At 51.8% G+C, this 26,695-nt stretch carries 24 protein-coding genes; 17 read left to right on the top strand and 7 right to left on the bottom strand.

Annotated elements, in window-relative coordinates; genetic code table 11:
* The first annotated feature begins 260 nt into the window (after positions 1-260).
* Both mdtQ and J4614_RS06085 read left to right on the top strand, forming a co-directional pair.
* Complete coding sequence (gene mdtQ / locus J4614_RS06090) at positions 261-1,697, top strand: multidrug resistance outer membrane protein MdtQ (protein WP_001081457.1); 1,437 nt, start codon at positions 261-263, stop codon at positions 1,695-1,697.
* Between the two features lie 65 nt (positions 1,698-1,762).
* Complete coding sequence (locus J4614_RS06085; RefSeq protein WP_000169608.1) at positions 1,763-2,524, top strand: SDR family oxidoreductase; 762 nt, start codon at positions 1,763-1,765, stop codon at positions 2,522-2,524.
* Positions 2,525-2,571: 47 nt separating this feature from the next.
* Here the strand turns inward: J4614_RS06085 and J4614_RS06080 are convergent, their stop codons facing one another.
* Positions 2,572-3,141, bottom strand: coding sequence for a DedA family protein (locus J4614_RS06080; RefSeq protein WP_001523476.1), 570 nt, complete (start codon positions 3,139-3,141; stop codon positions 2,572-2,574).
* Between the two features lie 158 nt (positions 3,142-3,299).
* Here J4614_RS06080 and J4614_RS06075 point away from each other — a divergent pair, with 158 nt between their 5' ends.
* Entirely contained in the window at positions 3,300-3,887 is a 588-nt protein-coding gene (locus tag J4614_RS06075) for a Yip1 family protein (RefSeq protein WP_001017057.1), read from the top strand.
* 165 nt (positions 3,888-4,052) lie between these two features.
* Positions 4,053-5,000, top strand: a complete 948-nt coding sequence (pbpG, locus tag J4614_RS06070; RefSeq protein ID WP_000911555.1) for a D-alanyl-D-alanine endopeptidase — start codon at positions 4,053-4,055, stop codon at positions 4,998-5,000.
* Between the two features lie 58 nt (positions 5,001-5,058).
* Here the strand turns inward: pbpG and dld are convergent, their stop codons facing one another.
* Positions 5,059-6,789 (bottom strand): D-lactate dehydrogenase, encoded by a 1,731-nt coding sequence (gene dld, locus J4614_RS06065; protein ID WP_000095234.1) that lies wholly within the window; start codon positions 6,787-6,789, stop codon positions 5,059-5,061.
* 266 nt (positions 6,790-7,055) lie between these two features.
* On the opposite strand from dld, the gene bglX reads away from it, so the two are divergent.
* The 5 genes from bglX (at position 7,056) to J4614_RS06040 (ending at position 13,279) form a co-directional block, all read left to right on the top strand.
* Positions 7,056-9,353, top strand: coding sequence for a beta-glucosidase BglX (bglX, locus tag J4614_RS06060; protein ID WP_208293092.1), 2,298 nt, complete (start codon positions 7,056-7,058; stop codon positions 9,351-9,353).
* Positions 9,354-9,533: 180 nt separating this feature from the next.
* Entirely contained in the window at positions 9,534-10,451 is a 918-nt protein-coding gene (locus tag J4614_RS06055; protein ID WP_000155876.1) for an ABC transporter substrate-binding protein, read from the top strand.
* A gap of 3 nt (positions 10,452-10,454) precedes the next feature.
* Positions 10,455-11,624 (top strand): ABC transporter permease, encoded by a 1,170-nt coding sequence (locus J4614_RS06050; RefSeq protein ID WP_023137004.1) that lies wholly within the window; start codon positions 10,455-10,457, stop codon positions 11,622-11,624.
* Complete coding sequence (locus tag J4614_RS06045) at positions 11,617-12,564, top strand: ABC transporter ATP-binding protein (RefSeq protein WP_000569166.1); 948 nt, start codon at positions 11,617-11,619, stop codon at positions 12,562-12,564. Before J4614_RS06050 ends, J4614_RS06045 begins: the two co-directional genes overlap by 8 nt.
* A complete protein-coding gene (locus J4614_RS06040; RefSeq protein ID WP_000824854.1) occupies positions 12,548-13,279 on the top strand; it encodes an ABC transporter permease in 732 nt (243 codons plus the stop codon). The genes J4614_RS06045 and J4614_RS06040 overlap by 17 nt, the downstream gene beginning before the upstream one ends.
* Here the strand turns inward: J4614_RS06040 and J4614_RS06035 are convergent.
* Both J4614_RS06035 and mlrA read right to left on the bottom strand, forming a co-directional pair.
* Positions 13,260-13,367: a protein YohO gene (locus J4614_RS06035; protein WP_001261696.1), complete on the bottom strand. Its 108-nt coding sequence runs from the start codon at positions 13,365-13,367 to the stop codon at positions 13,260-13,262. The two genes, J4614_RS06040 and J4614_RS06035, sit on opposite strands and share 20 nt — an antisense overlap.
* Positions 13,368-13,426: 59 nt before the next feature.
* A complete protein-coding gene (gene mlrA / locus J4614_RS06030) occupies positions 13,427-14,158 on the bottom strand; it encodes an HTH-type transcriptional regulator MlrA (RefSeq protein ID WP_001240418.1) in 732 nt (243 codons plus the stop codon).
* A gap of 222 nt (positions 14,159-14,380) precedes the next feature.
* Here mlrA and J4614_RS06025 point away from each other — a divergent pair, with 222 nt between their 5' ends.
* The 3 genes from J4614_RS06025 to J4614_RS06015 are packed head-to-tail and all read left to right on the top strand — an operon-like array spanning position 14,381 to position 17,296.
* On the top strand, positions 14,381-16,066 hold the full coding sequence (locus J4614_RS06025; RefSeq protein WP_151340176.1) for a sensor histidine kinase: 1,686 nt from the start codon (positions 14,381-14,383) through the stop codon (positions 16,064-16,066).
* Positions 16,063-16,782 (top strand): two-component system response regulator BtsR, encoded by a 720-nt coding sequence (gene btsR, locus J4614_RS06020; protein ID WP_000598637.1) that lies wholly within the window; start codon positions 16,063-16,065, stop codon positions 16,780-16,782. Before J4614_RS06025 ends, btsR begins: the two co-directional genes overlap by 4 nt.
* A gap of 46 nt (positions 16,783-16,828) precedes the next feature.
* Positions 16,829-17,296, top strand: a complete 468-nt coding sequence (locus tag J4614_RS06015) for a DUF1456 family protein (protein WP_000950412.1) — start codon at positions 16,829-16,831, stop codon at positions 17,294-17,296.
* A 56-nt stretch (positions 17,297-17,352) separates the two neighbouring features.
* On the opposite strand, the gene J4614_RS06010 is transcribed toward J4614_RS06015, so the two are convergent.
* From J4614_RS06010 to metG, 3 genes are all read right to left on the bottom strand, one after another.
* Positions 17,353-17,883 (bottom strand): YehR family lipoprotein, encoded by a 531-nt coding sequence (locus J4614_RS06010; RefSeq protein WP_001221797.1) that lies wholly within the window; start codon positions 17,881-17,883, stop codon positions 17,353-17,355.
* Positions 17,884-18,054: 171 nt separating this feature from the next.
* Positions 18,055-18,513, bottom strand: coding sequence for a YehR family lipoprotein (locus J4614_RS06005; protein WP_000703136.1), 459 nt, complete (start codon positions 18,511-18,513; stop codon positions 18,055-18,057).
* Between the two features lie 241 nt (positions 18,514-18,754).
* Positions 18,755-20,788, bottom strand: coding sequence for a methionine--tRNA ligase (gene metG / locus J4614_RS06000; protein ID WP_080177241.1), 2,034 nt, complete (start codon positions 20,786-20,788; stop codon positions 18,755-18,757).
* Positions 20,789-20,952: 164 nt separating this feature from the next.
* Between metG and apbC the strand changes: the two genes are divergently transcribed.
* From apbC to J4614_RS05975, 5 genes are all read left to right on the top strand, one after another.
* Positions 20,953-22,062: an iron-sulfur cluster carrier protein ApbC gene (gene apbC / locus J4614_RS05995; protein ID WP_001005424.1), complete on the top strand. Its 1,110-nt coding sequence runs from the start codon at positions 20,953-20,955 to the stop codon at positions 22,060-22,062.
* A gap of 277 nt (positions 22,063-22,339) precedes the next feature.
* Complete coding sequence (locus tag J4614_RS05990) at positions 22,340-22,621, top strand: YehE family protein (RefSeq protein WP_000760404.1); 282 nt, start codon at positions 22,340-22,342, stop codon at positions 22,619-22,621.
* A gap of 278 nt (positions 22,622-22,899) precedes the next feature.
* Positions 22,900-23,433 carry a fimbrial protein YehD gene (yehD, locus tag J4614_RS05985; RefSeq protein WP_000830680.1) on the top strand — a complete coding sequence of 178 codons (534 nt, stop codon included), beginning with the start codon at positions 22,900-22,902 and terminating at the stop codon, positions 23,431-23,433.
* Positions 23,434-23,494: 61 nt separating this feature from the next.
* A complete protein-coding gene (locus J4614_RS05980) occupies positions 23,495-24,175 on the top strand; it encodes a fimbrial assembly chaperone (RefSeq protein WP_000827110.1) in 681 nt (226 codons plus the stop codon).
* Between the two features lie 28 nt (positions 24,176-24,203).
* Positions 24,204-26,690: a fimbrial biogenesis outer membrane usher protein gene (locus J4614_RS05975; protein ID WP_001528511.1), complete on the top strand. Its 2,487-nt coding sequence runs from the start codon at positions 24,204-24,206 to the stop codon at positions 26,688-26,690.
* Positions 26,691-26,695 lie beyond the last annotated feature (5 nt).

Here is a 26,695-nt window from a genome sequence, read left to right as displayed (position 1 = left end):
CTGCTTTGTTGGGCACGGCGACGTTTAACTCATGAAGGCTGCTGGCGCGTATTGCAGCAAAATCGTTCATTTATTAACGGGTTAATGGGACTTTACATTGAATCATTACATCAAAAAATGTATCAGATGAAATTATTTGCTAATCATATAAATTTCAAAATATGTCTTTTGTTGTCTGATGATGTATTGCCACGCGTAACTAAAAAATAGATCGTCGTAAGACGTACTCTCTGCGCACCTTTTTTTATCAGAACACCTCCATGAATCGTAATTCTTTCCTTGCCGCGACAGCGAGCTTACCGCTTTTTATTTTGCTGGCGGGCTGCGCCCCTATGCACGATACCCGCCAGTCGCTGACCCAGCAGACGCCCTCTTCTCATGTTGATTCCAGCCTGCCGGCGGCATTGAAAAACGGTTGGCCGGATAGCCAGTGGTGGAAGGCGTATCACGATGCGCAGCTTGACGCGCTGATTGATAATGCCATACAGCATTCGCCGGATATGCAGGTGGCTGAACAGCGTATTCAACTGGCGGAAGCGCAGGCGAAAGCGGTTGAGGCGCAGGACGGCCCGCAGCTCGACTTTTCTGCCGACATTGAGCGCCAGCGAATGTCCGCGGAAGGGCTGATGGGGCCATTCGCGATTACCGACCCCGCGGCGGGAACGACCGGGCCGTGGTATACCAACGGTACATTCGGCCTGACGGCGGGCTGGGATCTGGATTTATGGGGGAAAAACCGCGCTGAAGTTACCGCGCGGATCGGGGCGGTCAAAGCGCGCGAAGCGGAGCAGGAGCAGACCCGACAATTGCTGGCAAGCGGCGTGGCGCGACTCTACTGGGAGTGGCAGACGCAGGCGGCGCTGAAAAATGTGCTGATGCAAATCGAGCATGAGCAGCAAAACGTGGTGACGGTAAACCGGGAGCTGTATCAACACGGCATTACTTCTTCTGTTGAAGGGGTCGAGACCGATATCGACGCCAGCAAAACCCAGCAGCAGCTGAATGACGTTAACGGTAAAATGAAGGTTATTGAAGCGCGGCTCAGCGCGTTAACCAATACGCAATCGGCGGCGCTCAAGCTGCGTCAGGTGAGTCTCCCCGCCGTTGAAAGCCAGTTACCGTCGCAACTGGGGTATTCGTTGCTGGCGCGCCGGGCGGATCTACAGGCCGCGCACTGGTACATTGAATCCTCGTTGAGCAGCATTGACGCCGCGAAGGCCGCGTTTTATCCCGATATCAATCTGATGGCTTTTTTACAGCAGGATGCGTTACATCTGAGCGATCTGTTCCGCCATTCCGCACAGCAATATGGCATTACCGGCGGGCTGACGCTGCCGATTTTCGACAGCGGCAGGCTGAATGCCAACCTCGATATCGCCAAAGCGCAAAGCAACCTTTCTATCGCCAACTACAACAAAGCGGTGGTAGATGCGGTTAATGATGTGGCGCGCGCCGCCAGTCAGGTAGAGACGCTGGCGCAGAAAAACCAGCATCAGCAGCAGATTGAGCATGACGCGCAGCGTGTGGTCGGTCTGGCGCAAGCGCGCTTTAATGCCGGCATTATTGCGGGTTCCCGCGTGAGCGAGGCCAAAATCCCGGCACTGCGCGAGCAGTGTAACGGCTTGCTGTTGCAGGGCCAGTGGCTGGATGCCTCCATTCAGCTTACCAGCGCGCTGGGCGGCGGTTATCATTCCTGATTTTTCCGGATGATTCAGACAGGGTTCCTATACTTAGGCTGTGTATGAATCATCCGGAGAGGAATATGACCAAAGTTGCAATTGTAACGGCATCAGATTCGGGAATTGGCAAAGCGTGTGCGTTGTTATTAGCACAAAACGGTTTTGATATTGGTATCACCTGGCATTCCGATGAACGCGGCGCGCAGGAGACGGCGAAAAAAGCGGCGCAGTTTGGTGTGCGGGCAGAGACCATTCATCTTGACCTGAGCCAGTTACCCGAGGGCGCGCAGGCCATTGAACATCTTATTCAGCGCCTGGGGCGCGTTGACGTGCTGGTCAATAATGCCGGGGCGATGACCAAATCCGCGTTTATTGATATGCCGTTTACGCAGTGGCGGCAAATTTTTACTGTGGATGTCGACGGCGCGTTTCTCTGCGCGCAGATCGCCGCCCGGCATATGATTAAACAAGGAGAGGGAGGGCGCATTATCAACATCACCTCCGTCCATGAGCATACGCCGCTTCCGCAAGCCAGCGCCTATACCGCGGCGAAACATGCGCTGGGCGGATTGACTAAATCCATGGCGCTGGAACTGATTGAGCATCATATTTTGGTCAACGCCGTCGCGCCAGGCGCTATCGCCACGCCGATGAATGATATGGATGACAGCGATATTGAGCCGGGATCGGAACCCTCGATCCCTATCGCCCGACCGGGTTCTACGCATGAAATAGCCAGCCTCGTCGCCTGGCTGTGTTCGGAAGGAGCAAGCTATACCACCGGTCAGTCGCTGATTGTCGACGGCGGGTTTATGCTGGCGAATCCGCAATTCAACGCAAAATAAACGCCGGGGCCGGATGGCGGCGTTATGCCATCCGGATACCATCGGGTTTAACGGGCCTCCGCTTTGCCGCGTCTTTTCAGCCACCAGCGCACGCCCACCACCAGGACGATGGCCAGAATCAGCCAGACCCCGTGCCTGAGATGCTGATCGAGGTCGTGCAGCCATGGCGCGATCACCTCGCCGCCAAGATATCCCAGCGTGGTAAACAGCAGCGCCCAGATCAGCGCGCCTACAATATTCAGCGGCAGAAAAATTTTAGGCGGCAGGCGGCTGGCGCCAATCAGCAGCGGGCCAACCACCCGGAAGCCGTACATAAAACGCGTGCCGATCACAAACAGATACGGATGGCGTTGGATCATTTTCTGCGCGCGACGAATCTTCGTATGATAACGCGGGAAACGACGCAGGATCTTCCCGCCATAGCATCGTCCTAACAGGTAAAGTAGCTGATCGCCCATCATCCCTCCCAGCGCGACGGCCGCCGCCACCAGCGGAAACTTGAGCAATCCCTGATGCGCCGCGACGCCCCCCAACAGGGTAACGGTTTCACCTTCGGCCATACTGCCGATAACCAGCGCCGCATAGCCATAATGCGTAATAAGCGTGTTGATATCCATGCGTAAACCACCTCCGGCATTAAGCATACACCCTGGCAAGAGGCGTGCGTGGCAAAGCCGACGTTTTGCCGGAGACTATTTTGCTATTGCTCATAAAATAACCACAAACTGAATTATACTTGAACATACTGGCATCTAAGGCAGCAGAAGGGGGCAGTATGAACCATGTATGGGGGCTTTTTTCCCATCCCGATCGGGAAATGCAGGTGATCAAAAGCGAAAACGAAACCGTTTCGCATCACTATACGCACCATGTTTTGCTGATGGCGGCGATTCCCGTCGTCTGCGCCTTTATCGGCACGACGCAAATCGGCTGGAATTTTGGCGACGGCAACGTGTTACAACTCTCGCTGTTTACCGCTTTTGCGCTGGCGGTCTTGTTCTACGGCGTGATGCTGGCGGGCGTCGCGGTGATGGGACGCGTCATCTGGTGGATGGCGCGAAACTATCCGCAACGGCCATCGCTTGCGCGCTGTATGGTTTTTGCCGGCTATGTCGCGACGCCGCTGTTTTTAAGTGGTCTGGTGGCGCTCTATCCCCTGGTATGGCTATGCGCTTTGGTCGGCGCTGTCGCGCTCTTTTACACCGGCTATTTGCTGTATTTGGGTATTCCGACTTTCCTTAACATTAATAGAGAGGAAGGATTAAGCTTCTCCAGTTCGACGCTCGCTATCGGCGTGCTGGTCCTGGAGGTGCTACTGGCGATCACCGTGATCCTGTGGGGATACGGCTACCGCCTGTTCTGATGCGAAAAAGGGCTGGCGCAAAAGCCAGCAATGCAGCATTTGCTGACGATTCTTCTGTAGCGGCAACGCTGGCGTGCCGCTATGATGCCACTGCTAGCTTGAGTATAATCTTAGCTCAGGCGGTGTGCGTTACGACGCGCGTGAATCATTATCAGAAATCTCATCATGCTGAAATTCCGAGCTTCATTCCTGAGCCTTGCTCTGATGTTGGCCGTACCTTTTGCCCCGCAGGCCGTGGCGAAAACGGCAGCGACAACCGCGGCGTCTCAACCTGAGATTGCCTCCGGTAGCGCAATGATTGTTGATCTCAACACCAATAAAGTGATCTATTCGAACCACCCGGATCTGGTGCGTCCGATTGCCTCGATAACCAAATTAATGACGGCGATGGTCGTGCTCGACGCGCGATTGCCGCTGGATGAAATACTGAAGGTCGATATCAGCCAGACGCCGGAAATGAAAGGGGTTTACTCCCGCGTGCGCCTGAACAGCGAAATTAGCCGCAAAAATATGTTGCTGCTGGCGTTGATGTCATCCGAAAACCGTGCGGCGGCAAGCCTGGCGCACTATTATCCCGGCGGTTATAACGCGTTTATTAAAGCGATGAATGCGAAGGCGAAAGCGCTGGGCATGACGCATACCCGCTTCGTTGAGCCGACGGGGCTGTCGATTCATAACGTCTCGACCGCGCGGGATTTAACAAAACTGCTGATTGCCACGAAGCAATACCCGCTGATTGGCCAGCTAAGCACCACGCGCGAAGACATGGCGACATTCTCGCATCCGGCGTATACGCTGCCGTTTCGCAATACCAACCATTTGGTCTACCGTGATAACTGGAATATCCAGTTAACGAAAACCGGTTTTACCAATGCGGCGGGGCATTGCCTGGTGATGCGTACCGTGATCAATAACAAACCGGTCGCGCTGGTGGTCATGGACGCGTTCGGCAAATATACCCACTTTGCGGACGCCAGTCGCCTGCGTACATGGATTGAAACCGGTAAAGTCATGCCCGTTCCGGCTGCCGCGCTGAGCTATAAAAAGCAAAAAGCCGCGCAAATGGCGGCAGCCAGCGCCAGCGCCGGAGCGCAAACCGCACAGAACGATTAAGTCGCCGCAGGCCCGGCAGGCATCGCGCCGCCGGGCATTCACGGTAAACCGCACGGTGTTAATGCGTTTCGTCGGGCGTATTTTCCTGCCAGAATTTCCGCTTACTCGTTTTGCCGATACCGGGGTTCATACTGTTGGTTGGGTCATTTTGCCGATAAAAACGCGTCAGCGTTTCCGGCGCTTTATACAGATGTCCCACGTTGTGCTCCGCCGGGTATTGTGCCCCGCGCGCCTGCAACAGCTCCAGCATTTGCGCTTTCAGCGCATGGACGTCGACGCCTTTCTTCACGATATAGTCCTGATGAAAAACGTGGCACATAAAGTGACCGTAATAGAGTTTATGTACCAGTTGGCTGTCGATTTCCGGCGGCAGATGCTCGAACCAGTCGGTATCGTTGCGGCGCAGAGCGATATCCAGCGCCAGGATATCTTCCACTTCATCAGCGTGTACGGCCTGATAACGAATCGCCGCGCCAGCAGCGGCGAAGCGGTGCAGGAAGGCTTTGCTGCCTTCTTCCGGCGTACAGGTGAAGAAACCGCCCTCAGCGGATTTAAAAAATTCATTCAGCCAGCGTTGCGCTTCTGCGACGCCGTCTCCCGCCATTTTTAACAGCAGATGATGCTCATATTTATCGCGCCAGTTTTTCATTCGCGGCGGCAGATGGCTGGGAAACAGATGGCCGAATTTCTGCATCGCGCGGTCGGTGAAATGCGGACGGAAAAATTTTACTTTTTCCAGCATCGCATCGGTTCGGCCTTTTAGCGTGAAAAAGAATGGCATCTTGTCGGTGCCGAGTTTATCGATCATCAGAAAGGTATCTTTACCGTACTGCTCCGCAATATCGTAGATATCGCGATGCATATATTCTCCCGCCACTGGCAGATTGTCGAAGTTCGCCAGAATATGCCGACGGATTTCAGTCAGTACCGCGGGCTGATTGGTGCCGATATAAAAAACCTGCTGATTTTTTTCCGCTGCAAAGGTATCAAGGCGAACGGCAAAAACCGCCAGTTTTCCGGCGCAGCCGGAAGATTCAAACAAACGGTCCGGGTCGGCGTTATAGCGGGCGGGCGTATCGGCGTTGATATCTCGTACCCGCGTCACATAGTCGTGATCGTGCGCATGACGACCATCGTGACGCACATCCTCATCTTTAATCCGTTCGTCATCCAGCTTGCTCAGGATCTGCTCCGGCGTATGCCCAAGATCGATACCCAGATGATTGACCAGTTGCAGTTTGCCTTGCTCGTCAATACGGGCAAAGAGCGACATCTCGGTATAGGCCGGGCCGCGCTGCACCAGCGAGCCGCCGGAGTTATTACAGATGCCGCCGATGACCGACGCGCCGATACACGACGAACCAATCACCGAGTGCGGTTCACGGCCCAGCGGTTTAAGCGCTTTTTCCAGCGCATAGAGCGTCGTACCGGGCCAGGCCAGAACCTGTTGGCCGTTATCCAGTAAGTGCAGCTTATCCAGCCGCTGAGTGCTGATAATCACAATATCGCGATCGTAGTCGTTGCCGTTCGGCGTGGAGCCTTCCGTCAGACCGGTGTTGGCGGCCTGCATCAGAATAATTTTGTCAGCGTTAACGCAGGCGTTGAGCACACGCCACAGTTCCAGTAATGAACCCGGGAAAACAACGGCCAGCGCGTCGCCCTGACCGGAACGGAAACCCTTGCGATAGCGGGCGGTTTTGGCGGGGTCTGTCAGCAGGTGAGAATGGCCTACCAGGCGGGCCAGCTCATTCAGGAACGTTTTATTATCAGTCATTGTTATGGAAGACATTCTCCACTCCTTGTGGTGGGACAAAATATCAGCGTTAAGCATAGCGCTTTGTATGACAATACGCTTTCTCATTCAAATTGTATCTGTGTTGGTAGTATTCATTTGCCGCCTTGATACCATTTGCTGGCGGCTGCGTATTCGACTGTGCGGAAAATTAGGAGAATAACCTTCGCTTTCTTCTCCTCTCGCGTTTAGGCTTATGGCAAACTGCGGTTTTTATTCTGTTTTTACCGCCTCGTCGGGATAAAGATAAAGAGAGACTCAACATGAAATGGTTATGTTCAGTAGGTGTTGCTGTGAGTCTGGCGATGCAGCCAGCATTGGCGGAAAACCTGTTTGGCAATCACCCGCTGACGCCTGAAGCGCGCGACGCGTTCGTCACGGATTTACTCAAGAAAATGACTGTCGATGAAAAAATTGGTCAGTTACGTCTGATTAGCGTCGGCCCTGATAACCCGAAAGAAGCGATCCGCGAGATGATCAAAGACGGGCAGGTAGGGGCGATTTTCAATACCGTCACCCGCCAGGATATCCGTCAAATGCAGGATCAGGTGATGGCATTGAGCCGCCTGAAAATTCCTCTCTTTTTTGCCTATGACGTGGTACACGGCCAGCGAACCGTCTTCCCAATAAGCCTCGGTCTGGCTTCTTCTTTTAATCTGGATGCGGTAAGAACCGTAGGACGCGTATCGGCGTATGAAGCGGCGGACGACGGTCTGAATATGACCTGGGCACCGATGGTGGATGTCTCCCGCGATCCGCGTTGGGGACGCGCCTCCGAAGGCTTTGGCGAAGATACATATTTAACCTCCATCATGGGCGAAACCATGGTGAAAGCGATGCAGGGCAAAAGTCCGGCGGATCGCTATTCGGTGATGACCAGCGTGAAACATTTTGCCGCCTATGGCGCCGTTGAAGGCGGTAAAGAATACAACACCGTGGATATGAGTTCCCAGCGTCTGTTTAATGACTACATGCCGCCGTACAAAGCGGGGCTGGATGCGGGGAGCGGTGCGGTGATGGTGGCGCTGAACTCGCTGAACGGTACGCCTGCGACGTCAGATTCCTGGCTATTGAAAGATGTCCTGCGCGATGAGTGGGGCTTTAAGGGAATTACCGTTTCCGACCACGGCGCTATTAAAGAACTGATTAAACACGGTACCGCGGCCGACCCGGAAGATGCGGTGCGCGTGGCGCTAAAGGCAGGGGTGGATATGAGCATGGCGGATGAGTATTACAGCAAATATCTGCCGGGCCTGATTAAGTCGGGCAAAGTGACGATGGCGGAACTGGACGACGCGACGCGCCATGTGCTCAACGTAAAATATGACATGGGATTGTTTAACGACCCCTATAGCCATCTGGGGCCGAAAGAGAGCGACCCGGTGGACACCAACGCCGAAAGCCGCCTGCATCGTAAAGAGGCGCGGGAAGTGGCGCGGGAAAGTGTGGTACTGCTGAAAAACCGGCTGGAAACGCTGCCGTTGAAAAAATCGGGCACCATTGCTGTTGTTGGGCCGCTGGCCGACAGTCAACGTGATGTCATGGGGAGCTGGTCTGCTGCTGGGGTCGCGAATCAGTCGGTGACGGTGCTGGCGGGTATTCAAAATGCCGTCGGCGACGGGGCGAAGATCCTCTATGCCAAAGGGGCGAATATCACTAACGATAAAGACATCGTCGATTTCTTAAACCTGTATGAAGAGGCGGTGAAAATCGATCCGCGTTCACCGCAGGCGATGATTGATGAGGCGGTGCAGGCGGCGAAACAGGCCGATGTGGTGGTCGCAGTGGTAGGCGAGTCGCAGGGGATGGCGCATGAAGCCTCCAGTCGTACCAATATCACCATTCCGCAGAGTCAGCGCGACTTAATCACCGCTCTGAAAGCCACCGGTAAGCCGCTGGTACTGGTATTAATGAACGGCAGACCGCTGGCGCTGGTAAAAGAAGATCAACAGGCCGATGCGATTCTGGAGACCTGGTTTGCCGGGACGGAAGGCGGTAACGCCATTGCCGATGTGCTGTTTGGCGATTACAACCCGTCAGGGAAACTGCCGATATCTTTCCCGCGTTCGGTGGGACAAATTCCGGTCTATTACAGCCATCTCAATACGGGACGCCCGTATAATCCTGAAAAGCCAAACAAATATACCTCACGCTATTTTGACGAAGCGAATGGCCCGCTCTATCCGTTTGGTTACGGTCTGAGCTACACCACATTTACGGTGTCTGACGTCACGCTCTCCTCACCGACAATGCAACGCGACGGCAAAGTCACGGCCAGCGTAGAGGTCACGAACACCGGTAAACGCGAAGGGGCAACGGTCATCCAGATGTACTTACAGGATGTCACGGCGTCAATGAGCCGCCCGGTGAAGCAATTAAAAGGCTTTGAAAAAATCACCCTCAAACCCGGCGAACGTAAAATCGTGAGTTTCCCGATTGATATCGAGGCGTTGAAGTTCTGGAATCAGCAGATGAAATATGACGCGGAACCCGGCAAGTTCAACGTCTTTATCGGCGTGGATTCCGCTCGCGTTAAACAAGGATCGTTCGAACTACTGTAAGCCTGCCGTCAACAGGGCGCGATAGCTGCGCCCTGTCTGGCAATGACTTTTCCTGTCCCCCCTTTTATTACCAGTCACGTCACTTACACTGGCGGAAAATCCCAGGTTAAACGCAGACTTTTCAACTATGCTTTTTTCTCAAGTCTCTGAAAAAGGCCGTAAAAGGATGAGGAAAGCATCATGACGATCTCAAAGCTATGGGTAAGTTCGCTGGCGTTGCTGGCGACGGTGAGTTTACCTCTACAGGCGGCATCGCCCGTGACGGTCGGGTCAAAGATTGATACCGAAGGCGCGCTGCTCGGCAACATGATTTTGCAGGTACTGGAAAGCCACGGCGTTAAAACGGTCAATAAAATTCAGCTCGGGACCACGCCAGTCGTTCGTGGCGCGATTACCGCCGGAGAGCTGGATATCTATCCGGAATACACCGGTAACGGGGCGTTCTTTTTTAAAGATGAAAACGATCCGGCATGGAAGAATGCAAAGCAAGGCTTTGAGAAAGTCAAAAAACTGGATGCGGAGCAGAATAAGCTGGTCTGGTTGACGCCTGCGCCGGCAAATAACACCTGGACCATCGCGGTACGCCAGGACATCGCGGAAAAAAATAAACTCTCCTCGCTTGCCGATCTCAGCCGTTATCTGAAAGAGGGCGGCACTTTTAAACTGGCGGCGTCTGCGGAATTTATCGAACGGGCGGATGCGCTGCCGGCATTTGAAAAAGCCTATGATTTTACCTTGAATCAGAACCAGCTCTTGTCGCTGGCGGGCGGCGATACGGCGGTCACGATCAAAGCCGCCGCGCAACAAACATCCGGCGTTAACGCCGCGATGGCGTATGGTACCGACGGCCCGGTCGCCGCGCTGGGTCTGCAAACCCTGAGCGATCCGAAAGGCGTCCAGCCTATCTATGCCCCCGCGCCGGTAGTACGTGAATCGGTGTTACAGGCCTATCCTCAGATAGCCGACTGGCTGCAACCCGTTTTCGCCAGCCTTGATGAGAAAACGCTGCAACAGTTGAACGCCAGAATCGCCGTAGAAGGGCTGGATGCGAAAAAAGTCGCCGCAGATTACCTCCGACAAAAAGGGTGGGTGAAGTAATCTGTGAGTGACGCTGCCAAAAAAATTACGGTTAATCGTGTGCTGTTGCTGTTGGTTGTTCTGACCCTGCTTGCTGTCGCGCTGCCTTTCATTAATTACGCCCCGAATCGTCTGGTGAGCGGCGAGGGGCGCCAGTTATGGGAGATCTGGCCGGCGACCATCTGGATGCTGACTGGCGCGGGATGCGCGCTGTTTACGCTGTGCTTTATACCCGGTAAACGCGGTAGCGTACTGACGCTGATGATGGCGCAGACGCTTTTTATTGTCATGCTGTGGGGAGTCGGCAGGGCGGCGACCCAGTTGGCGCAGGAGGGCAGTCCGCTGGCGCGTACCAGTCTGGGAAGTGGATTGTGGCTGGGCCTCGGTCTGATGCTGCTGGCCTGTAGCGATGCGATCCGCCGTATTACCACTGGGCCGCTGTGGCGCTGGTTGCTGCACGCGCAAATTGTCATTGTCCCGCTGGCGCTGCTGTTTTCAGGCACGTTCGACAACCTCTCGCTTCTGAAAGAGTATACCAATCGCCAGGATGTTTTCGATGCCGCGCTGGTGCAACATTTGATGTTACTGGCGGGCACGGTGCTGCCGGCGCTGGCGATCGGACTACCGTTGGGCGTCTGGTGTTATTTTTCCGCCTCACGCCAGGGGCCGGTGTTTACCGTACTGAATGTGATCCAGACTATCCCTTCCGTCGCGCTGTTTGGCCTGCTGATTGCGCCGTTGGCCGGGCTGGTGAAACAGTTTCCGTGGCTTGCCGCATTCGGCGTCGCGGGAACCGGCATGACGCCTGCGCTGATAGCTCTGGTGCTCTATGCGCTATTGCCGCTGGTGCGCGGCGTGGTCGCCGGGCTCAATCAGGTGCCGCGCGATGTGCTGGAGAGCGCAAAAGCAATGGGAATGAGTAGCGGCCAGCGCTTCAGGCATGTGCAACTGCCGCTGGCGCTGCCGGTCTTTTTACGTAGCCTGCGGGTAGTAATGGTCCAGACAGTAGGAATGGCCGTCGTCGCCGCGCTGATTGGCGCGGGAGGTTTCGGCGCGCTGGTGTTTCAGGGGCTATTGAGCAGCGCCATTGATTTAGTCCTGTTGGGCGTCATTCCGGTGATTGCGCTGGCGGTAGTGATCGACGCGCTGTTTGATTTATGGATCGCGTTTTTGAAGGGAGCAACCGATGATTGAATTTAACCATGTCAGTAAAACCTTCGGCGATCAACAGGCTGTTAGCGACCTCAATTTGCATTTTAGCGAAGGCAGCTTTTCGGTGTTAATTGGCACCTCCGGCTCGGGAAAATCGACCACTCTGAAGATGATTAACCGGTTGGTAGAGCATGATAGCGGAACGATCCGTTTTGCCGGGGAAGAGATCCGCAGCCTGCCGGTGCTTGAACTGCGCCGTCGCATGGGCTATGCCATTCAGTCTATCGGTCTTTTTCCCCACTGGACGGTGGCGCAAAATATCGCCACCGTACCGCAACTACAAAAATGGTCGCGTGCGCGGATTAACGATCGTATTGACGAACTGATGGCATTATTGGGTCTGGAAAGCGCGCTACGCGATCGTTATCCGCATCAGCTTTCCGGCGGGCAACAGCAGCGGGTCGGCGTTGCGCGGGCGCTGGCTGCCGATCCGCAGGTATTGCTGATGGACGAGCCTTTCGGCGCGCTTGATCCGGTAACGCGCGGCGCATTGCAGCAGGAGATGACCCGCATTCATCAGCTACTGGGGCGCACCATCGTACTGGTGACGCACGACATCGACGAGGCGCTACGCCTCGCCGACCATCTGGTGCTGATGGACGGGGGCCACGTTATCCAACAGGGATCGCCGCTTTCTATGCTGACCTCGCCGGAAAATGATTTCGTGCAGGCGTTTTTTGGCCGCAGCGAGCTGGGCGTAAGGCTGCTTTCGTTACGTAGCGTAGGCGATTATGTACGTCGGCATGAACAGCTCAGCGGCGACGCGCTGGTGGAAGAGATGACGTTACGCGATGCGCTATCGATGTTTGTCGCCCGCCGGTGCGACGTCCTGCCGGTGGCGAATCAGCAGGGCGAGCCCTGCGGTACGCTCCATTTCCGCGATCTGCTTTCGGAGACGTCCCCCCGTGAAACGACTGTGTGATCCGCTTCTCTGGCTTATTGTTCTGTTCTTGCTTCTGCTGTTTGGATTGCCTTATAGCCAGCCGTTCTTCGCCGCGCTGTTTCCCGATTTACCGCGCCCGGTCTACCAACAGGAGAGTTTTGCCGCCCTCGCGCTCGCCCATTTCTGGTTGGTGGGCATCTCAAGTTTGTTTGCCGTCGTGGTGGGCGTCGGCGCAGGGATTGCGGTCACGCGAGAAAGTGGGAAGGAGTTTCGTCCCCTGGTGGAGACTATCGCTGCCGTCGGGCAGACCTTTCCGCCGGTCGCGGTACTGGCGATCGCGGTACCCGTCATGGGTTTTGGTCAGCAACCGGCCATTATCGCCTTGATCCTGTATGGGGTGTTGCCCATCCTGCAGGCGACCCTGGCCGGGCTGGGCGCGGTGCCTGCCAGCGTGATGAGCGTTGCCAGCGGTATGGGAATGAGCCGTCGCCAACAGTTGTATCAGGTTGAGCTGCCGCTGGCCGCGCCGGTGATTCTGGCGGGCATTCGAACCTCGGTGATTATCAATATTGGTACGGCGACCATCGCTTCAACGGTGGGGGCCAGTACGTTAGGCACGCCGATCATTATCGGGCTTAGCGGCTTTAATACGGCCTATGTTATCCAGGGGGCGCTGCTGGTGGCGCTGGCGGCGATCATTATCGATCGCCTGTTTGAAAGGCTGACGCGCGCGCTTACCCGGCACGCAAAATAAAACTGTAACCTGCCAGCATCACGCCGCCGATACCGCCAATAGCCATCAGCAGGAAAAGGGCGATCACCCCGATTTTCGCTACGCGCATTATGTACTCCTTATGTTAATAAAAGGAGTATACATTAAAGCGAATTTGTTGGCTGCTGTTTAAACGCCTAGGGGATGAATGTCGCGTCCCTGGGCGCGCCATGCCAGGAGTTGTTGCTGCTGCGCCAGCGTCTGGTTTTCTCCGCACCATACCAGTAACGTCTTGCCGTCAAACAGTTCCGGGCGGAACTGGCTAAGCGAGTGCGCCAGCACGTCGATTCGCCATCCCTGTTGGCTGGCGACCCAACCTTCCAGCCACAGGCGGGTGGTATCATGGATATTCCAGCCGATCACCAACGCATCTTTTCCCTGTTTCTTACGCGCAGACGCCAGGCAGAGCGCAATATAGTTGATCAGGATACCGTCAAGAATGCCGAGCAGCGCCTGAAGGGCGGGTTGTTGGCACTGTAACCGTCGCCGCAGGGGGACGAACAGGTTAGTGGTCAATGTTTGGGCTGGATAATCCTGACCGCGTTCTTTGACCCATAGCCGTAAACTGTGCAGATTACTGCTTTGCAGGTAGTGCAGCAGGATCTCCTGCTGTTCGCGCCAGCCGTTAGGTTGTTCGCTACTGTCGCTACTGAGCAGCACTTTGACTTTGCTGACCTGGACGCCGTTATCTATCCAGCGCTTGATTTCGCGGATTCTGTCGATATCGGCATCGTTAAACAGACGATGACCGCCATCCGTTCGCTGTGGTTTTAAAAGTCCATAACGTCTCTGCCACGCGCGCAACGTGACAGGATTGATATCACAAAGCAAAGCCACTTCACCAATTGTGTAAAGCGCCATCGTTTCACCCTTGCTCGCGAGGTCCCGGTTTAACTTTAGACGCTCTTTTAGGAACCAGGAAGTTTTGCCTGTTTTTTATGCATTAAAACGCGAAGTAGCGGGTTGCGGCGCGGCGTTTAAGTGATCGTATTCACGAATTCATATTTTTATGCAACAGTTCAAAGAAAGTTAATCGTACTCAATGTATGTTACGCGCTTTTAATTGAAGTGTGGTTTGCGGGTATGTACGAGTTTAATCTGGTGTTGCTGCTGCTTCAGCAGATGTGCGTGTTTCTGGTCATTGCGTGGCTAATGAGTAAAACGCGCCTGTTCATCCCGCTTATGCAGGTCACGGTTCGTCTGCCGCACAAGCTTCTGTGTTACGTCACGTTTTCTATCTTCTGCATTATGGGCACTTATTTTGGGCTGCATATCGAAGATTCGATTGCCAATACCCGTGCGATTGGCGCGGTGATGGGCGGCCTACTCGGCGGACCGGTCGTCGGCGGGCTGGTCGGTCTGACCGGTGGGTTACATCGGTATTCTATGGGCGGCATGACGGCGCTGAGCTGTATGATTTCCACCATCGTCGAAGGGCTGCTGGGCGGGTTGGTACACAGCGTTCTCATACGTCGCGGACGCCCGGACAAAGTGTTTAGCCCGCTGACGGCGGGAGCAATTACGTGTGTTGCCGAACTGGTGCAGATGCTGATTATTTTATTGATAGCCAGGCCGTTTGACGATGCCCTGCATCTGGTCAGTAATATTGCCGCGCCGATGATGGTAACGAATACCGTTGGCGCCGCGCTGTTCATGCGTATTTTGCTCGATAAGCGCGCCATGTTTGAAAAATATACCTCGGCATTTTCTGCTACCGCGCTGAAGGTCGCCGCGTCAACGGAGGGGATTCTGCGTCAGGGATTTAACGAAGTGAACAGTATGAAGGTGGCGCAGGTATTATATCAGGAGCTGGATATCGGCGCCGTCGCCATCACCGATCGCGAAAAACTGCTGGCTTTTACTGGTATTGGCGACGATCACCATCTACCGGGCAAACCCATTTCATCAGGTTATACGCTGAAAGCAATTGAAACCGGAGAGGTGGTTTATGCCGATGGCAACGAAGTGCCGTATCGCTGTTCGCTACACCCGCAGTGTAAACTCGGCTCGACGCTGGTGATCCCGCTGCGTGGCGAAAATCAGCGAGTCATGGGCACCATTAAATTGTACGAAGCGAAAAACCGACTGTTCAGCTCAATTAACCGCACCCTGGGAGAGGGTATTGCACAGCTTTTATCCGCGCAGATCCTGGCCGGACAGTATGAACGGCAGAAGGCGTTGCTGACGCAGTCAGAGATCAAGCTGTTGCACGCGCAGGTGAATCCGCATTTTCTGTTTAATGCGCTCAATACCATTAAAGCGGTGATTCGCCGCGACAGCGAACAGGCCAGCCAACTGGTGCAATACTTGTCGACTTTTTTTCGCAAAAATTTAAAACGCCCGTCGGAAATTGTCACGCTGGCGGATGAAATTGAACACGTGAACGCTTATCTGCAAATTGAAAAAGCGCGTTTTCAGTCGCGTCTGCAGGTACAGCTTGATGTTCCATCGACGCTTTCACGTCAGAAATTGCCTGCGTTTACATTACAGCCGATTGTTGAGAACGCCATTAAACATGGCACGTCGCAACTGCTTGATACCGGTAACGTCGCTATTCGCGCCCGGCGCGAAGGGCAGCATTTGATGTTAGATATTGAAGATAATGCGGGACTGTATCAGCCTTCCGCCGGCAGTAGCGGGCTGGGGATGAGTCTGGTGGATAAACGTCTGCGCGAACACTTTGGCGATGATTATGGTATTAGCGTGGCCTGCGAGCCGGACTATTTTACCCGAATTACATTACGACTTCCACTGGAGGAGGACGCATGATTAAAGTGCTGATTGTGGATGATGAGCCGTTAGCGCGGGAAAATCTGCGGATTTTGCTCCAGGGGCAGGATGACATTGAGATTGTGGGAGAGTGCGCGAATGCGGTAGAAGCGATTGGCGCGGTACATAAGCTGCGACCTGATGTGCTGTTTCTGGATATTCAGATGCCGCGTATCAGTGGACTGGAGATGGTAGGAATGCTTGACCCGGAACACCGCCCGTATATCGTTTTTTTAACCGCGTTTGACGAATACGCCATCAAAGCCTTTGAAGAACACGCTTTTGATTATCTGCTCAAGCCGATAGAGGAGAAACGGCTGGAAAAAACGTTACATCGTCTGCGTCAGGAGCGCAGTAAACAGGATGTTTCGTTGCTGCCGGAAAACCAGCAGGCGCTTAAATTCATTCCCTGTACCGGACACAGCCGGATCTATTTGTTGCAAATGGATGATGTCGCCTTTGTCAGTAGCCGTATGAGCGGCGTTTATGTGACCAGCAGTGAAGGTAAAGAGGGGTTTACCGAGCTGACGCTGCGCACGCTGGAAAGCCGGACGCCGCTACTGCGTTGTCATCGTCAGTTTCTGGTGAATATGGCCCATTTGCAAGAAATTCGGCTGGAGGATAATGGGCAGGCAGAGCTGATTTTACGCAACGGCCTGACGGTGCCGGTAAGCCGTCGCTATCTGAAAAGTTTAAAAGAGGCGATTGGCCTGTAAAAGACTGTTAGAATATCGTTTTGCCATAGAAACGACCGAAGGCCTCATGCTGAGTAACGATATTCTGCGTAGCGTGCGCTACATTTTAAAAGCTAATAATACCGATCTGGCGCGCATCCTGGCGCTGGGTAACGTTGATGCTACGCCGGAGCAGATTGCAATCTGGTTGCGCAAAGAAGAGGAAGAGGGGTTTCAGCGTTGCCCGGATATCGTGTTGTCCTCATTTCTCAATGGCCTCATTTATGAAAAACGCGGCAAAGATGAGGCGGCGCCTGCATTGACGGCGGAACGTCGTATCAACAACAATATTGTGCTGAAAAAGCTGCGTATCGCCTTTTCGCTAAAAACAGATGATATCCTGGCGATACTTACCGATCAGTTGTTTCGTGTCTCGATGCCAGAGATCACCGCGATGATGCGCGCGCCGGATCATAAGAACTTCCGCGAATGCGGCGATCAGTTTATGCGTTATTTTCTGCGCGGTCTGGCGGCTCGTGAACACGCGGCGAAGTAATTCTGCGGTATTGTTCCCGGCAGCGTCCTGTCTGACCGGGAAAACGCATTATTATACTAATTGATTCTATGATACCCGCTCTCTTCCAACAGCTTCTGCGAGCGAATCATTGACAGATAGTGCGCGGAACAGTTGTCAATTGATGATCCTGGCAATTTACAGAGGTCGCTCATTTTTGCCTGGGTAAAATCAATATTCACATATTCCGTAGCATAGCTATCATAATAGTCGATTCGCTCAGTCAAACCCGGTATACCCTGATAAGAGTCGCTGACTTGACTTAGCATTTTTTGTGCTTCTTCTTTATTATTGGCTTTCAGGATCTTATAAAGTATTTTATTTTCAGATGCTTGACGTAAAACGATATCCCCTTTGTAGTAATAGGTTAACTTGATTTCAATACCGTTGAGATTACCTACATAGCGTTGTGTTTCCTCTGACTCTTTGTTAGCGGCTATCTTTTTGATAAACGCTGTCATGTTATTTTGCTTTCCCTGGAGAGTATCGTTTTTCTGATCGCAGCCAGTTATGCTAACCGATAGAGAGAGCGCGAATAGTGGCAGCGCCATAAGGCGTAGAATCCGCATAACAATTCCTTGTCGTTAAGTATTGGTGTAGCCAGGAATTCAGGGATTATAGGCTTTGGCGAGGGGACTTACAGCGAGGCTGTCTTTTTTCGGAATTCATAAAGAAAAGACGCTGCCGAAGCAGCGCCCTGAGCGACTTTATCAGTCGATGCAATACATTATGCCTGCCAGTTATTTCGCTTCTTTAAAACCAGCGGCTTCCAGCAGCGTCTGGGTTTGTTTCATGCTGATACCTTTGCTGGTATCGCCGGACACCATTGTCCCAGAGATTCCCTGTAACGCTTTAAAGTCCACTTTTTCCATATCCACAGAGACGTTTTCCTGGGCATAGGTATCTTCATAGGTTAATTTTTCTTCCACTCCGGCGATATTTTTATATTTCGCGCTCAGCGGATCGAGAATTTTGGCGGCATCTTCTTTCGTTTTAGCGCCTACAGTGGCATAGCTGATTTTACTTTCAGACGTCTGCTTAATGATTTTGTCACCTTTATAGGTGTAGGTAATTGAAATTTCTGTCCCCGCCAGGTTTGCGTTAAAGGTCTTTGATTCTTCTTTATCGCCACAGCCAGCAAGAGAGAACACCAGTACGGAAGCCAAAGCCGCGGACAATAACTTGCCAGAAATTTTCATCTAAAACTCCATTTTATATAATGATTGGGTTATTTAAAATAATTTCAATGAATTAATTTAACCCAGTAATAGCAATGTATCAGGGAGAGATAGAATATGACTTTTAGCCGTTATTTAGCAGTCCGGATATGGAGTCTTGGCGCTATTGCTTATTAAGGAAAAAGTTAAAACGCGCGGATGGGGCGATATGCCACTCAGGATTAAGCGGTTAAAAAAGCCGGAGCATGCTCCGGCTTGTTGCTTATTTCACCTGCTGGCCAGGCTTCGCGCCGTCATCAGGGCTTAACAGGAAGATATCTTTCCCGCCAGGGCCGGCGGCCATCACCATTCCCTCGGAGACGCCAAAGCGCATTTTGCGCGGCGCGAGGTTGGCGACCATTACCGTCTGGCGGCCAACCAGCGTCTGCGGGTCCGGGTAGGCGGAACGAATGCCGGAGAAGACGTTACGCTTCTCGCCGCCCAGATCCAGCGTCAGGCGCAGCAATTTGTCAGATCCTTCCACAAACTCGGCGTTTTCAATCAGCGCCACGCGCAGATCGACTTTCGCAAAATCGTCAAAGGTGATGGTTTCCTGAATCGGGAAGTCGGCTAACGGGCCGGTAACCGGCGCGGTTGCGGCTTTCACCTCTTCTTTAGACGCTTCAACCAGCGCTTCAACTTGCTTCATGTCGATGCGATTGTAGAGCGCCTTAAAGGTGTTGACCTTGTGACCGAGCAGCGGCTGTTCAATAGCATCCCAGTTCAGTTCGCTGTTCAGGAAGGCTTCAACGCGTTCAGAAAGCGTCGGCAGTACCGGTTTCAGATACGTCATCAGCACGCGGAACAGGTTGATGCCCATTGAGCAAATGGCCTGCAGGTCCGCGTCGCGGCCTTCCTGTTTAGCCACCACCCACGGCGCTTGCTCGTCAACATAACGGTTAGCGACGTCGGCCAGCGCCATAATCTCACGGATAGCTTTACCGAATTCACGGCTTTCCCATGCTTCGCCAATCACCGCAGCGGCGTCAGTAAAGGTTTTATACAATTGCGGATCGGCCAGTTCAGCCGCCAGCACACCGTCGAAACGCTTATTGATAAAGCCTGCGTTACGGGATGCCAGGTTGACTACTTTATTGACGATATCGGCATTGACGCGCTGGACAAAGTCTTCCAGGTTCAGGTCTATATCATCAATGCGTGAAGAAAGCTTCGCGGTGTAGTAGTAGCGCAGGCTGTCGGCGTCAAAGTGTTTCAGCCAGGTGCTGGCCTTAATAAAGGTGCCGCGAGACTTAGACATCTTCGCGCCGTTCACCGTCACGTAACCGTGAACGAACAGGTTGGTCGGCTTACGGAAGTGGCTGCCTTCCAGCATGGCAGGCCAGAACAGGCTGTGGAAATAGACGATGTCTTTGCCGATAAAGTGGTACAGCTCGGCGTCGGAGTCTTTTTTCCAGTACTCATCAAAACTGGTCGTGTCACCGCGCTTATCGCACAGATTTTTGAAGGAGCCCATATAGCCAATCGGCGCGTCCAGCCAGACGTAGAAATATTTGCCCGGCGCGTTCGGGATTTCGAAACCAAAATACGGCGCGTCGCGGGAAATGTCCCACTGCTGCAGGCCGGATTCAAACCACTCCTGCATTTTGTTCGCCACCTGCTCCTGCAGCGCGCCGCTGCGGGTCCACGCCTGCAGCATTTCGCTGAATGACGGCAGGTCAAAGAAAAAGTGCTCGGAGTCACGCATTACCGGCGTCGCGCCGGATACCACGGATTTCGGCTCAATAAGTTCGGTCGGGCTGTAAGTTGCGCCGCAGACTTCGCAGTTATCGCCATACTGGTCTGCGGATTTACATTTCGGGCAGGTGCCTTTCACAAATCGGTCCGGCAGGAACATGCCTTTTTCCGGATCGTAGAGTTGAGAGATGGTGCGGTTCTTAATAAAACCGTTCTCTTTCAGGCGCGTATAAATCAGCTCGGACAGCTCGCGATTCTCGTCGCTGTGCGTTGAGTGGTAGTTGTCGTAGCTAATATTAAAACCGGCGAAATCGGTCTGGTGCTCCTGGCTCATTTCACCGATCATTTGCTCCGGCGTAATACCAAGCTGCTGCGCTTTCAGCATGATCGGCGTGCCATGAGCGTCATCGGCACAGATGAAGTTAACCTCATGGCCGCGCATTCGCTGGTAACGGACCCAGACATCAGCCTGGATGTGCTCCAGCATATGGCCGAGGTGGATAGAGCCGTTGGCGTACGGCAGCGCGCACGTTACCAGAATTTTCTTCGCGACTTGAGTCATAGTGGGTATTACTTCTTCTGTTGTAAAAAAGGGCTTTGATAGTACCAAAATGGTAATTACTGCGCCAATCGATAAGGGCATTTATCCGTAAATGAATAATTGTTACCGCTGGAGTAAACTACAAAGTTACAATCGTACTTTTCAGAACTACAAAAGGAGTCGGGATGAACGAACAATCCCAGGCCAAATCACCAGATACCCTGCGAGCGATGGTCGCCGGGACGCTGGCGAATTTTCAGCACCCAACCCTGAAGCATAACCTCACCACGCTTAAGGCGTTGCACCACGTCGCCTGGATGGATGATACGCTGCACGTTGAGCTGGTCATGCCGTTCGTCTGGAACAGCGCGTTTGAGGTCTTAAAAGAGCAATGCAGCGCCGATCTGTTACGTATTACAGGCGCAAAAGCGATCGACTGGAAACTGTCGTACAACATTGCGACGCTGAAACGCGTCAAAAATCAGCCTGGCATTAATGGCGTGAAAAACATCATTGCCGTGAGCTCCGGTAAAGGCGGGGTGGGTAAATCGTCCACGGCGGTAAACCTGGCGCTGGCGTTAGCGGCTGAAGGCGCAAAGGTCGGGGTTCTCGATGCCGATATTTACGGCCCGTCGATCCCAACCATGCTTGGCGCAGAAGATCAGCGCCCGACATCGCCAGACGGTACGCATATGGCGCCGATTATGTCTCACGGCCTGGCGACCAACTCGATCGGTTATCTGGTGACTGACGATAACGCGATGGTATGGCGCGGCCCAATGGCCAGTAAGGCGCTGATGCAGATGTTGCAGGAGACGCTGTGGCCGGATCTGGATTATCTGGTACTGGATATGCCGCCGGGAACCGGGGATATTCAGCTAACGCTGGCGCAGAACATTCCTGTTACCGGCGCGGTGGTGGTGACTACGCCGCAGGATATCGCGCTAATCGACGCCAAAAAAGGTATCGTGATGTTCGAGAAGGTGGAAGTGCCGGTGCTCGGCATTGTGGAAAATATGAGTATGCATATTTGTAGCAACTGCGGCCATCACGAACCGATCTTCGGCACGGGCGGCGCGCAGAAGCTGGCGGAAAAATACCATACTCAGCTTCTGGGTCAGATGCCGTTGCATATTAGTCTGCGCGAAGATCTCGATCGCGGTACGCCGACGGTGGTTAGCCGTCCGGAGAGCGAATTTACCGCGATCTATCGCGAACTGGCCGATCGCGTTGCGGCACAGCTTTACTGGCAGGGTGAAGTGATTCCGGGAGAAATCGCCTTCCGCGCGGTGTAATCCTCCTGACGTATTCTAAAGAGAATATGGCATTCACTGCATTAATATATATTGATGCAGTGAATGTATTAATAAAATAATAGCCCCCGCATTGTTAATTCCTGCTTAAACAGACAGGTGTTTATCTGAAATAATCGGCAAAAACATTATTTGAATTGATTATACCTATCCTACTGATTTATTTTTTCAATTGGTTTTAAGGTATCGATACGTTCATCCTGCTCATCAGGACGGCCTGCATACTGTTTGACGTTCACCAGAGGAACAATTGCTCACTATGAAAAAATATTTGCTGATGGGAATTATAGTTTCGGCTTATGGGATAAGCGTACCTGTTTTTGCCTCCGACACCGCAACATTAACCATCAGTGGAAAAGTGACCGCGCCAACGTGCAGTACAGAAGTGGTAAACGCACAGTTGCAGCAGCGTTGCGGCAACACTATCCACGTTTCAACGCTGCAAACACCCGCCGCTACGCCGATGAGAGGTGTGACAACGCAGCTATACACGGTGCCTGGTGATAGCACCCGACAGATTGTTGTTAATCATTACGACTAATTCTTATTAATTCCGCAGGCCCATATCATTGACATCAATGATATGGGCTTTTTTATTCGTTGTGTTTATATGTAAGGGCAGTAAATTTCGGAAATTAATAAGTTTACAAAATAATGATAAGCAATGATTATTTGTTGCAATTATATTGCAATCTGTAAATTGTTTTAAATCAACAAAACATCGTGTTTACATTGCGATAACCTCCTGTCTATGAGAATTTTCTTTGCAAGGGTTAATAACTCTTAACAAATAGAAATTACTTCATTAAGGAAGAGATTATGAAACGTTCACTTATTGCTGCTTCTGTATTGTCTGCTGTATTTATGAGCGCTGGGGCTTTTGCTGCTGATGAAGATATGGGTGAATTAAAAATCAACGGAGAAGTGGTAGGAACATCCTGTACGTTCGAAGGCGCAAATAGCGCGACTATTGAATTATCCCAGGTAGGTGTTGATAGATTGACTGACTTAAACCCTGGCGATATATATACAGGATACACTAGTCCAGAAGCGATTTTAAAAGTAAAATGTTCGAATACAGCTAATCCACGAATTAGTTTTAACCGTTCTCAATTTGTGGATAATATGCAAATCACCAAAAATAATGCTACTAATAATGGCGCGGGCTTCGCTGTTTATCTTGATGGTATTCAGGTGAAACCTGATGAGTCGGGGAATTACACTCTGAATTCAAGTAAGTTTGAAAATGGTGTATATACCCTGAACTTTTCTGCCCGCTATGCCGCCGTTGAAAATACTGTAACACCAGGTTCTGTTGAATCTGTACTGACAATGACGGTATTAACTGATTAACAATCTTTTTTTGGCGGCTAAGCTTTTAGCCGCTTGTATCTCTTTTATAAGGTTATCGGCCATGAAACGGATGATTGCATTATGCCTGGCTTGTGCCGCTATGCCTGCGTGGAGCGGCATTTATATATATGGTACACGTATTATTTATCCGGCGCAGAAAAAAGATATTACCGTACAATTAATGAATGACGGTAAACGAAGCTCACTCATCCAGGCGTGGATTGATAACGGTGATACCAGCCTGCCGCCAGAAAAACTACAGGTTCCATTTATTATGACCCCACCTGTAATTAGAGTCGCGGCAAATTCAGGTCAGCAATTAAAAATAAAAAAACTCGCTAATAACTTGCCTGGCGATCGTGAAAGTCTTTTCTACCTCAATGTACTGGATATTCCACCAAATTCAGACGAGAACAAAGATAAAAACATCATTAAATTTGCGCTACAAAACCGGATAAAGTTGATCTATCGTCCACCGGGGGTACAGAAAGTCGATAAAGCAACATTTTCCCGCTTGCAGTTGCTTCGTGCGCCAGGGAGTATTAGCGTGAAAAATAATTCCGCAAACTGGATCACTATTTCAGAAGTTAAAGCAAAAAGTAAAGTAAATAAAGAAACCTTATTGCTGGCTCCATGGTCATCGCAGAGTATCACCACAACGGCAGTTGTAAATAGTTATACCGTGACGCTAATTGATGATTCTGGGAATTATTTAAACGAGACTATCAAAATAGAAAATTAAAAGCGGGGAATTAACCTAAGGATAGATAATGGAAAAGTTAAACGCCATCACGCTGTCACTTTTTGCAGCGTTGCTTACTTCACCCGCCTGGGCTGAAGAAGAAACATTCGATACTAACTTTATGTTCGGTGGGTTGAAAGGTGAAAAGGTGTCCCGTTATCAGATTGATAGCACCAAACCCATGGCTGGCGTTTATGAGATGGACGTTTATGTCAATAAAGAATGGCGTGGAACTTATGAGGTTAATATTCAGGATGACCCCGATAGTACCTGTATTTCTCCGGATCTGATCGCCAGCCTGGGAATTAAATTTACCCCGCAGAGTACAACAGTAGAAAATGAATGTATTGCGCTGAAAACGGTGGTTCATGGAGGTAGTGTTTCTTATGACACTGCCGCTTTTAACCTTTATCTGAGCGTCCCTCAGGCTTATGTGTTGGAATATGAAGCGGGCTATGCGTCTCCAGAGACATGGGACCGTGGAATTAACGCTTTTTATACATCGTATTATGCCAGCGAATATTACAGCCATTATAAAAGCGGCGGTAGTGAGAAAAATACTTACGCAAATTTTGTCAGCGGATTGAATCTGCTTGGATGGCAATTACATTCTAACGCTAATTTTTCCAAAAGTGACAATTCAGCTGGCAAATGGCAGAGCAATACTCTGTATCTGGAACGTGATTTCCCGGCGGTACTGGGGACAATGCGTCTGGGGGAACAGTACACTAGCGGGGATATGTTTGATACGGTGCGCTTTCGCGGGGTGCGCTTCTGGCGTGATATGCAAATGCTGCCGCACTCTAAGCAAAATTTCGCTCCGGTTGTGCGTGGCGTGGCGCAAAGTAACGCCCTGGTGACGGTTGAACAGAATGGCTTCATTGTTTATCAAAAAGAAGTTCCGCCTGGCCCCTTTGTATTTGAAGATCTTCAGCTGGCAGGGGGGGGAGCCGATCTGGACGTGAGCGTTAAAGAGGCTGACGGTACTGTTTCACGGTTTATTGTTCCGTATTCTTCCGTTCCCAATATGGTGCAGCCCGGCGTAGCAAAATATGATTTCGCCGCCGGACGAAGCAGAATTGAAGGAGCCTCTCAGCAAACTGATTTTCTCCAGGGAACCTATCAGTACGGGGTCAATAACCTGCTAACGTTGTATGGCGGAACGATGTTAGCCAGCGATTATCGCTCATTTACCCTTGGCACCGGGTGGAACACGCTGATTGGCGCGGTATCTGTCGACGGTACGTTGTCTCATAGCAAGCAGGATAATGGCGATGTTTTTGATGGGGAAAGCTACCAGATTGCCTGGAATAAATATCTCCCGCAATCAGCCACCCATTTTTCTCTGGCAGCATATCGCTACTCATCACGTGATTATCGCACTTTTAACGATCATGTCTGGGCTAATAACCGGGACAACTATCGTCGCGATGATGACGATATTTATGATATTGCAGATTATTATGAGAATGACTTTGGGCGTAAAAATACTTTCACTCTCAATATTAATCAGACGCTACCCGATGGGTGGGGATATTTTACTGCCAGCGCCCTGTGGCGCGACTATTGGGGGCGTAGCGGTACAGGCAAGGATTATCAGTTAAGCTACAGTAATACCTGGCAGCGGCTCAGTTTTACGCTATCGGCAACCCAGACTTATGACAGCGATAACCGTGAAGATAAGCGCTTTAATATCTATTTATCGATTCCCTTAACATGGGGAGTAAAGGAGAATGGGGGAAATCGTGATATCCATTTATCGAATTCTACCACCTTTGACGATCAAGGTTATGAGGCGAATAACACCAGCCTTAGCGGCACGTTCGGTAATCGCGATCAGTTTAATTATACGACTAACCTCAGCCAGCAGCGACAGGAACACCAAACGACATTCGGGGGATCAGTAACCTGGAACGCCCCGCTGGCGACGGTCGGCGGCAGTTACAGCCAATCCAATCAATATCATCAGGTGGGCGGAAATATTCAGGGAGGGCTGGTTGCATGGGCCGATGGCGTGCATTTAGCCTCTCGCCTTAATGATACTATCGCGATTATTAACGCGCCGTACCTGGAAGGCGCGGCGGTGCAGGGGCGTCCCTATTTACGTACCAATGCAAAAGGTTATGCCGTATTTGAAGCATTGACGCCATACCGGCAAAATTTTATCTCTCTTGATGTCTCCGAGAGTGAAAGTGATGTCGCTCTGCTGGGAAACCGTAAAGTTACAGTGCCTTATCGCGGAGCCGTAGTGGTGGTTGATTTTGAAACAGAGACCAGTAAACCTTTTTATTTCCTGGCGCGGCGCGCAGATGGCGAGCCTTTAACGTTTGGTTATGAAGTGGAAGATGACGAGGGAAATAATGTAGGACTGGTAGGTCAGGGGAGCCGGGTATTTATTCGTACTGAAAAGGTTCCCGTTTCGGTAAAAGTCGCAACAGATAAACAACAGGGTCTTTTCTGTAAGATCACTTTTGATAAACAGATTGATGAAAATAACGTTTATATTTGTCGGTAATCTTT

Source organism: Salmonella sp. 32031103-2018-00083-FB-01-SM-01 (assembly GCF_017571995.1).
In the GTDB taxonomy this organism is placed as follows: Bacteria; Pseudomonadota; Gammaproteobacteria; order Enterobacterales; family Enterobacteriaceae; genus Salmonella; species Salmonella enterica.
Note: the sequence above shows the minus strand (reverse complement) of the source record. Positions and strands in the feature narration are given on the sequence as shown.

What these genes read in the sequence shown, in the direction of transcription:
- pbpG (WP_000911555.1), top strand. Translation starts at nt 4,053, where the DNA reads ATGCTGAAATTCCGAGCTTCATTCCTGAGCCTTGCTCTGATGTTGGCC.
- J4614_RS06055 (WP_000155876.1), top strand. Translation starts at nt 9,534, where the DNA reads ATGACGATCTCAAAGCTATGGGTAAGTTCGCTGGCGTTGCTGGCGACG.
- bglX (WP_208293092.1), top strand. Translation starts at nt 7,056, where the DNA reads ATGAAATGGTTATGTTCAGTAGGTGTTGCTGTGAGTCTGGCGATGCAG.
- J4614_RS06010 (WP_001221797.1), bottom strand. Translation starts at nt 17,883, where the DNA reads ATGCGGATTCTACGCCTTATGGCGCTGCCACTATTCGCGCTCTCTCTA.
- btsR (WP_000598637.1), top strand. Translation starts at nt 16,063, where the DNA reads ATGATTAAAGTGCTGATTGTGGATGATGAGCCGTTAGCGCGGGAAAAT.
- J4614_RS06080 (WP_001523476.1), bottom strand. Translation starts at nt 3,141, where the DNA reads ATGGATATCAACACGCTTATTACGCATTATGGCTATGCGGCGCTGGTT.
- J4614_RS06075 (WP_001017057.1), top strand. Translation starts at nt 3,300, where the DNA reads ATGAACCATGTATGGGGGCTTTTTTCCCATCCCGATCGGGAAATGCAG.
- J4614_RS05990 (WP_000760404.1), top strand. Translation starts at nt 22,340, where the DNA reads ATGAAAAAATATTTGCTGATGGGAATTATAGTTTCGGCTTATGGGATA.
- J4614_RS05975 (WP_001528511.1), top strand. Translation starts at nt 24,204, where the DNA reads ATGGAAAAGTTAAACGCCATCACGCTGTCACTTTTTGCAGCGTTGCTT.
- yehD (WP_000830680.1), top strand. Translation starts at nt 22,900, where the DNA reads ATGAAACGTTCACTTATTGCTGCTTCTGTATTGTCTGCTGTATTTATG.
- mlrA (WP_001240418.1), bottom strand. Translation starts at nt 14,158, where the DNA reads ATGGCGCTTTACACAATTGGTGAAGTGGCTTTGCTTTGTGATATCAAT.
- J4614_RS06085 (WP_000169608.1), top strand. Translation starts at nt 1,763, where the DNA reads ATGACCAAAGTTGCAATTGTAACGGCATCAGATTCGGGAATTGGCAAA.
- dld (WP_000095234.1), bottom strand. Translation starts at nt 6,789, where the DNA reads ATGTCTTCCATAACAATGACTGATAATAAAACGTTCCTGAATGAGCTG.
- J4614_RS06005 (WP_000703136.1), bottom strand. Translation starts at nt 18,513, where the DNA reads ATGAAAATTTCTGGCAAGTTATTGTCCGCGGCTTTGGCTTCCGTACTG.
- J4614_RS06015 (WP_000950412.1), top strand. Translation starts at nt 16,829, where the DNA reads ATGCTGAGTAACGATATTCTGCGTAGCGTGCGCTACATTTTAAAAGCT.
- J4614_RS06035 (WP_001261696.1), bottom strand. Translation starts at nt 13,367, where the DNA reads ATGCGCGTAGCGAAAATCGGGGTGATCGCCCTTTTCCTGCTGATGGCT.
- metG (WP_080177241.1), bottom strand. Translation starts at nt 20,788, where the DNA reads ATGACTCAAGTCGCGAAGAAAATTCTGGTAACGTGCGCGCTGCCGTAC.
- J4614_RS06025 (WP_151340176.1), top strand. Translation starts at nt 14,381, where the DNA reads ATGTACGAGTTTAATCTGGTGTTGCTGCTGCTTCAGCAGATGTGCGTG.
- J4614_RS05980 (WP_000827110.1), top strand. Translation starts at nt 23,495, where the DNA reads ATGAAACGGATGATTGCATTATGCCTGGCTTGTGCCGCTATGCCTGCG.
- mdtQ (WP_001081457.1), top strand. Translation starts at nt 261, where the DNA reads ATGAATCGTAATTCTTTCCTTGCCGCGACAGCGAGCTTACCGCTTTTT.
- apbC (WP_001005424.1), top strand. Translation starts at nt 20,953, where the DNA reads ATGAACGAACAATCCCAGGCCAAATCACCAGATACCCTGCGAGCGATG.
- J4614_RS06045 (WP_000569166.1), top strand. Translation starts at nt 11,617, where the DNA reads ATGATTGAATTTAACCATGTCAGTAAAACCTTCGGCGATCAACAGGCT.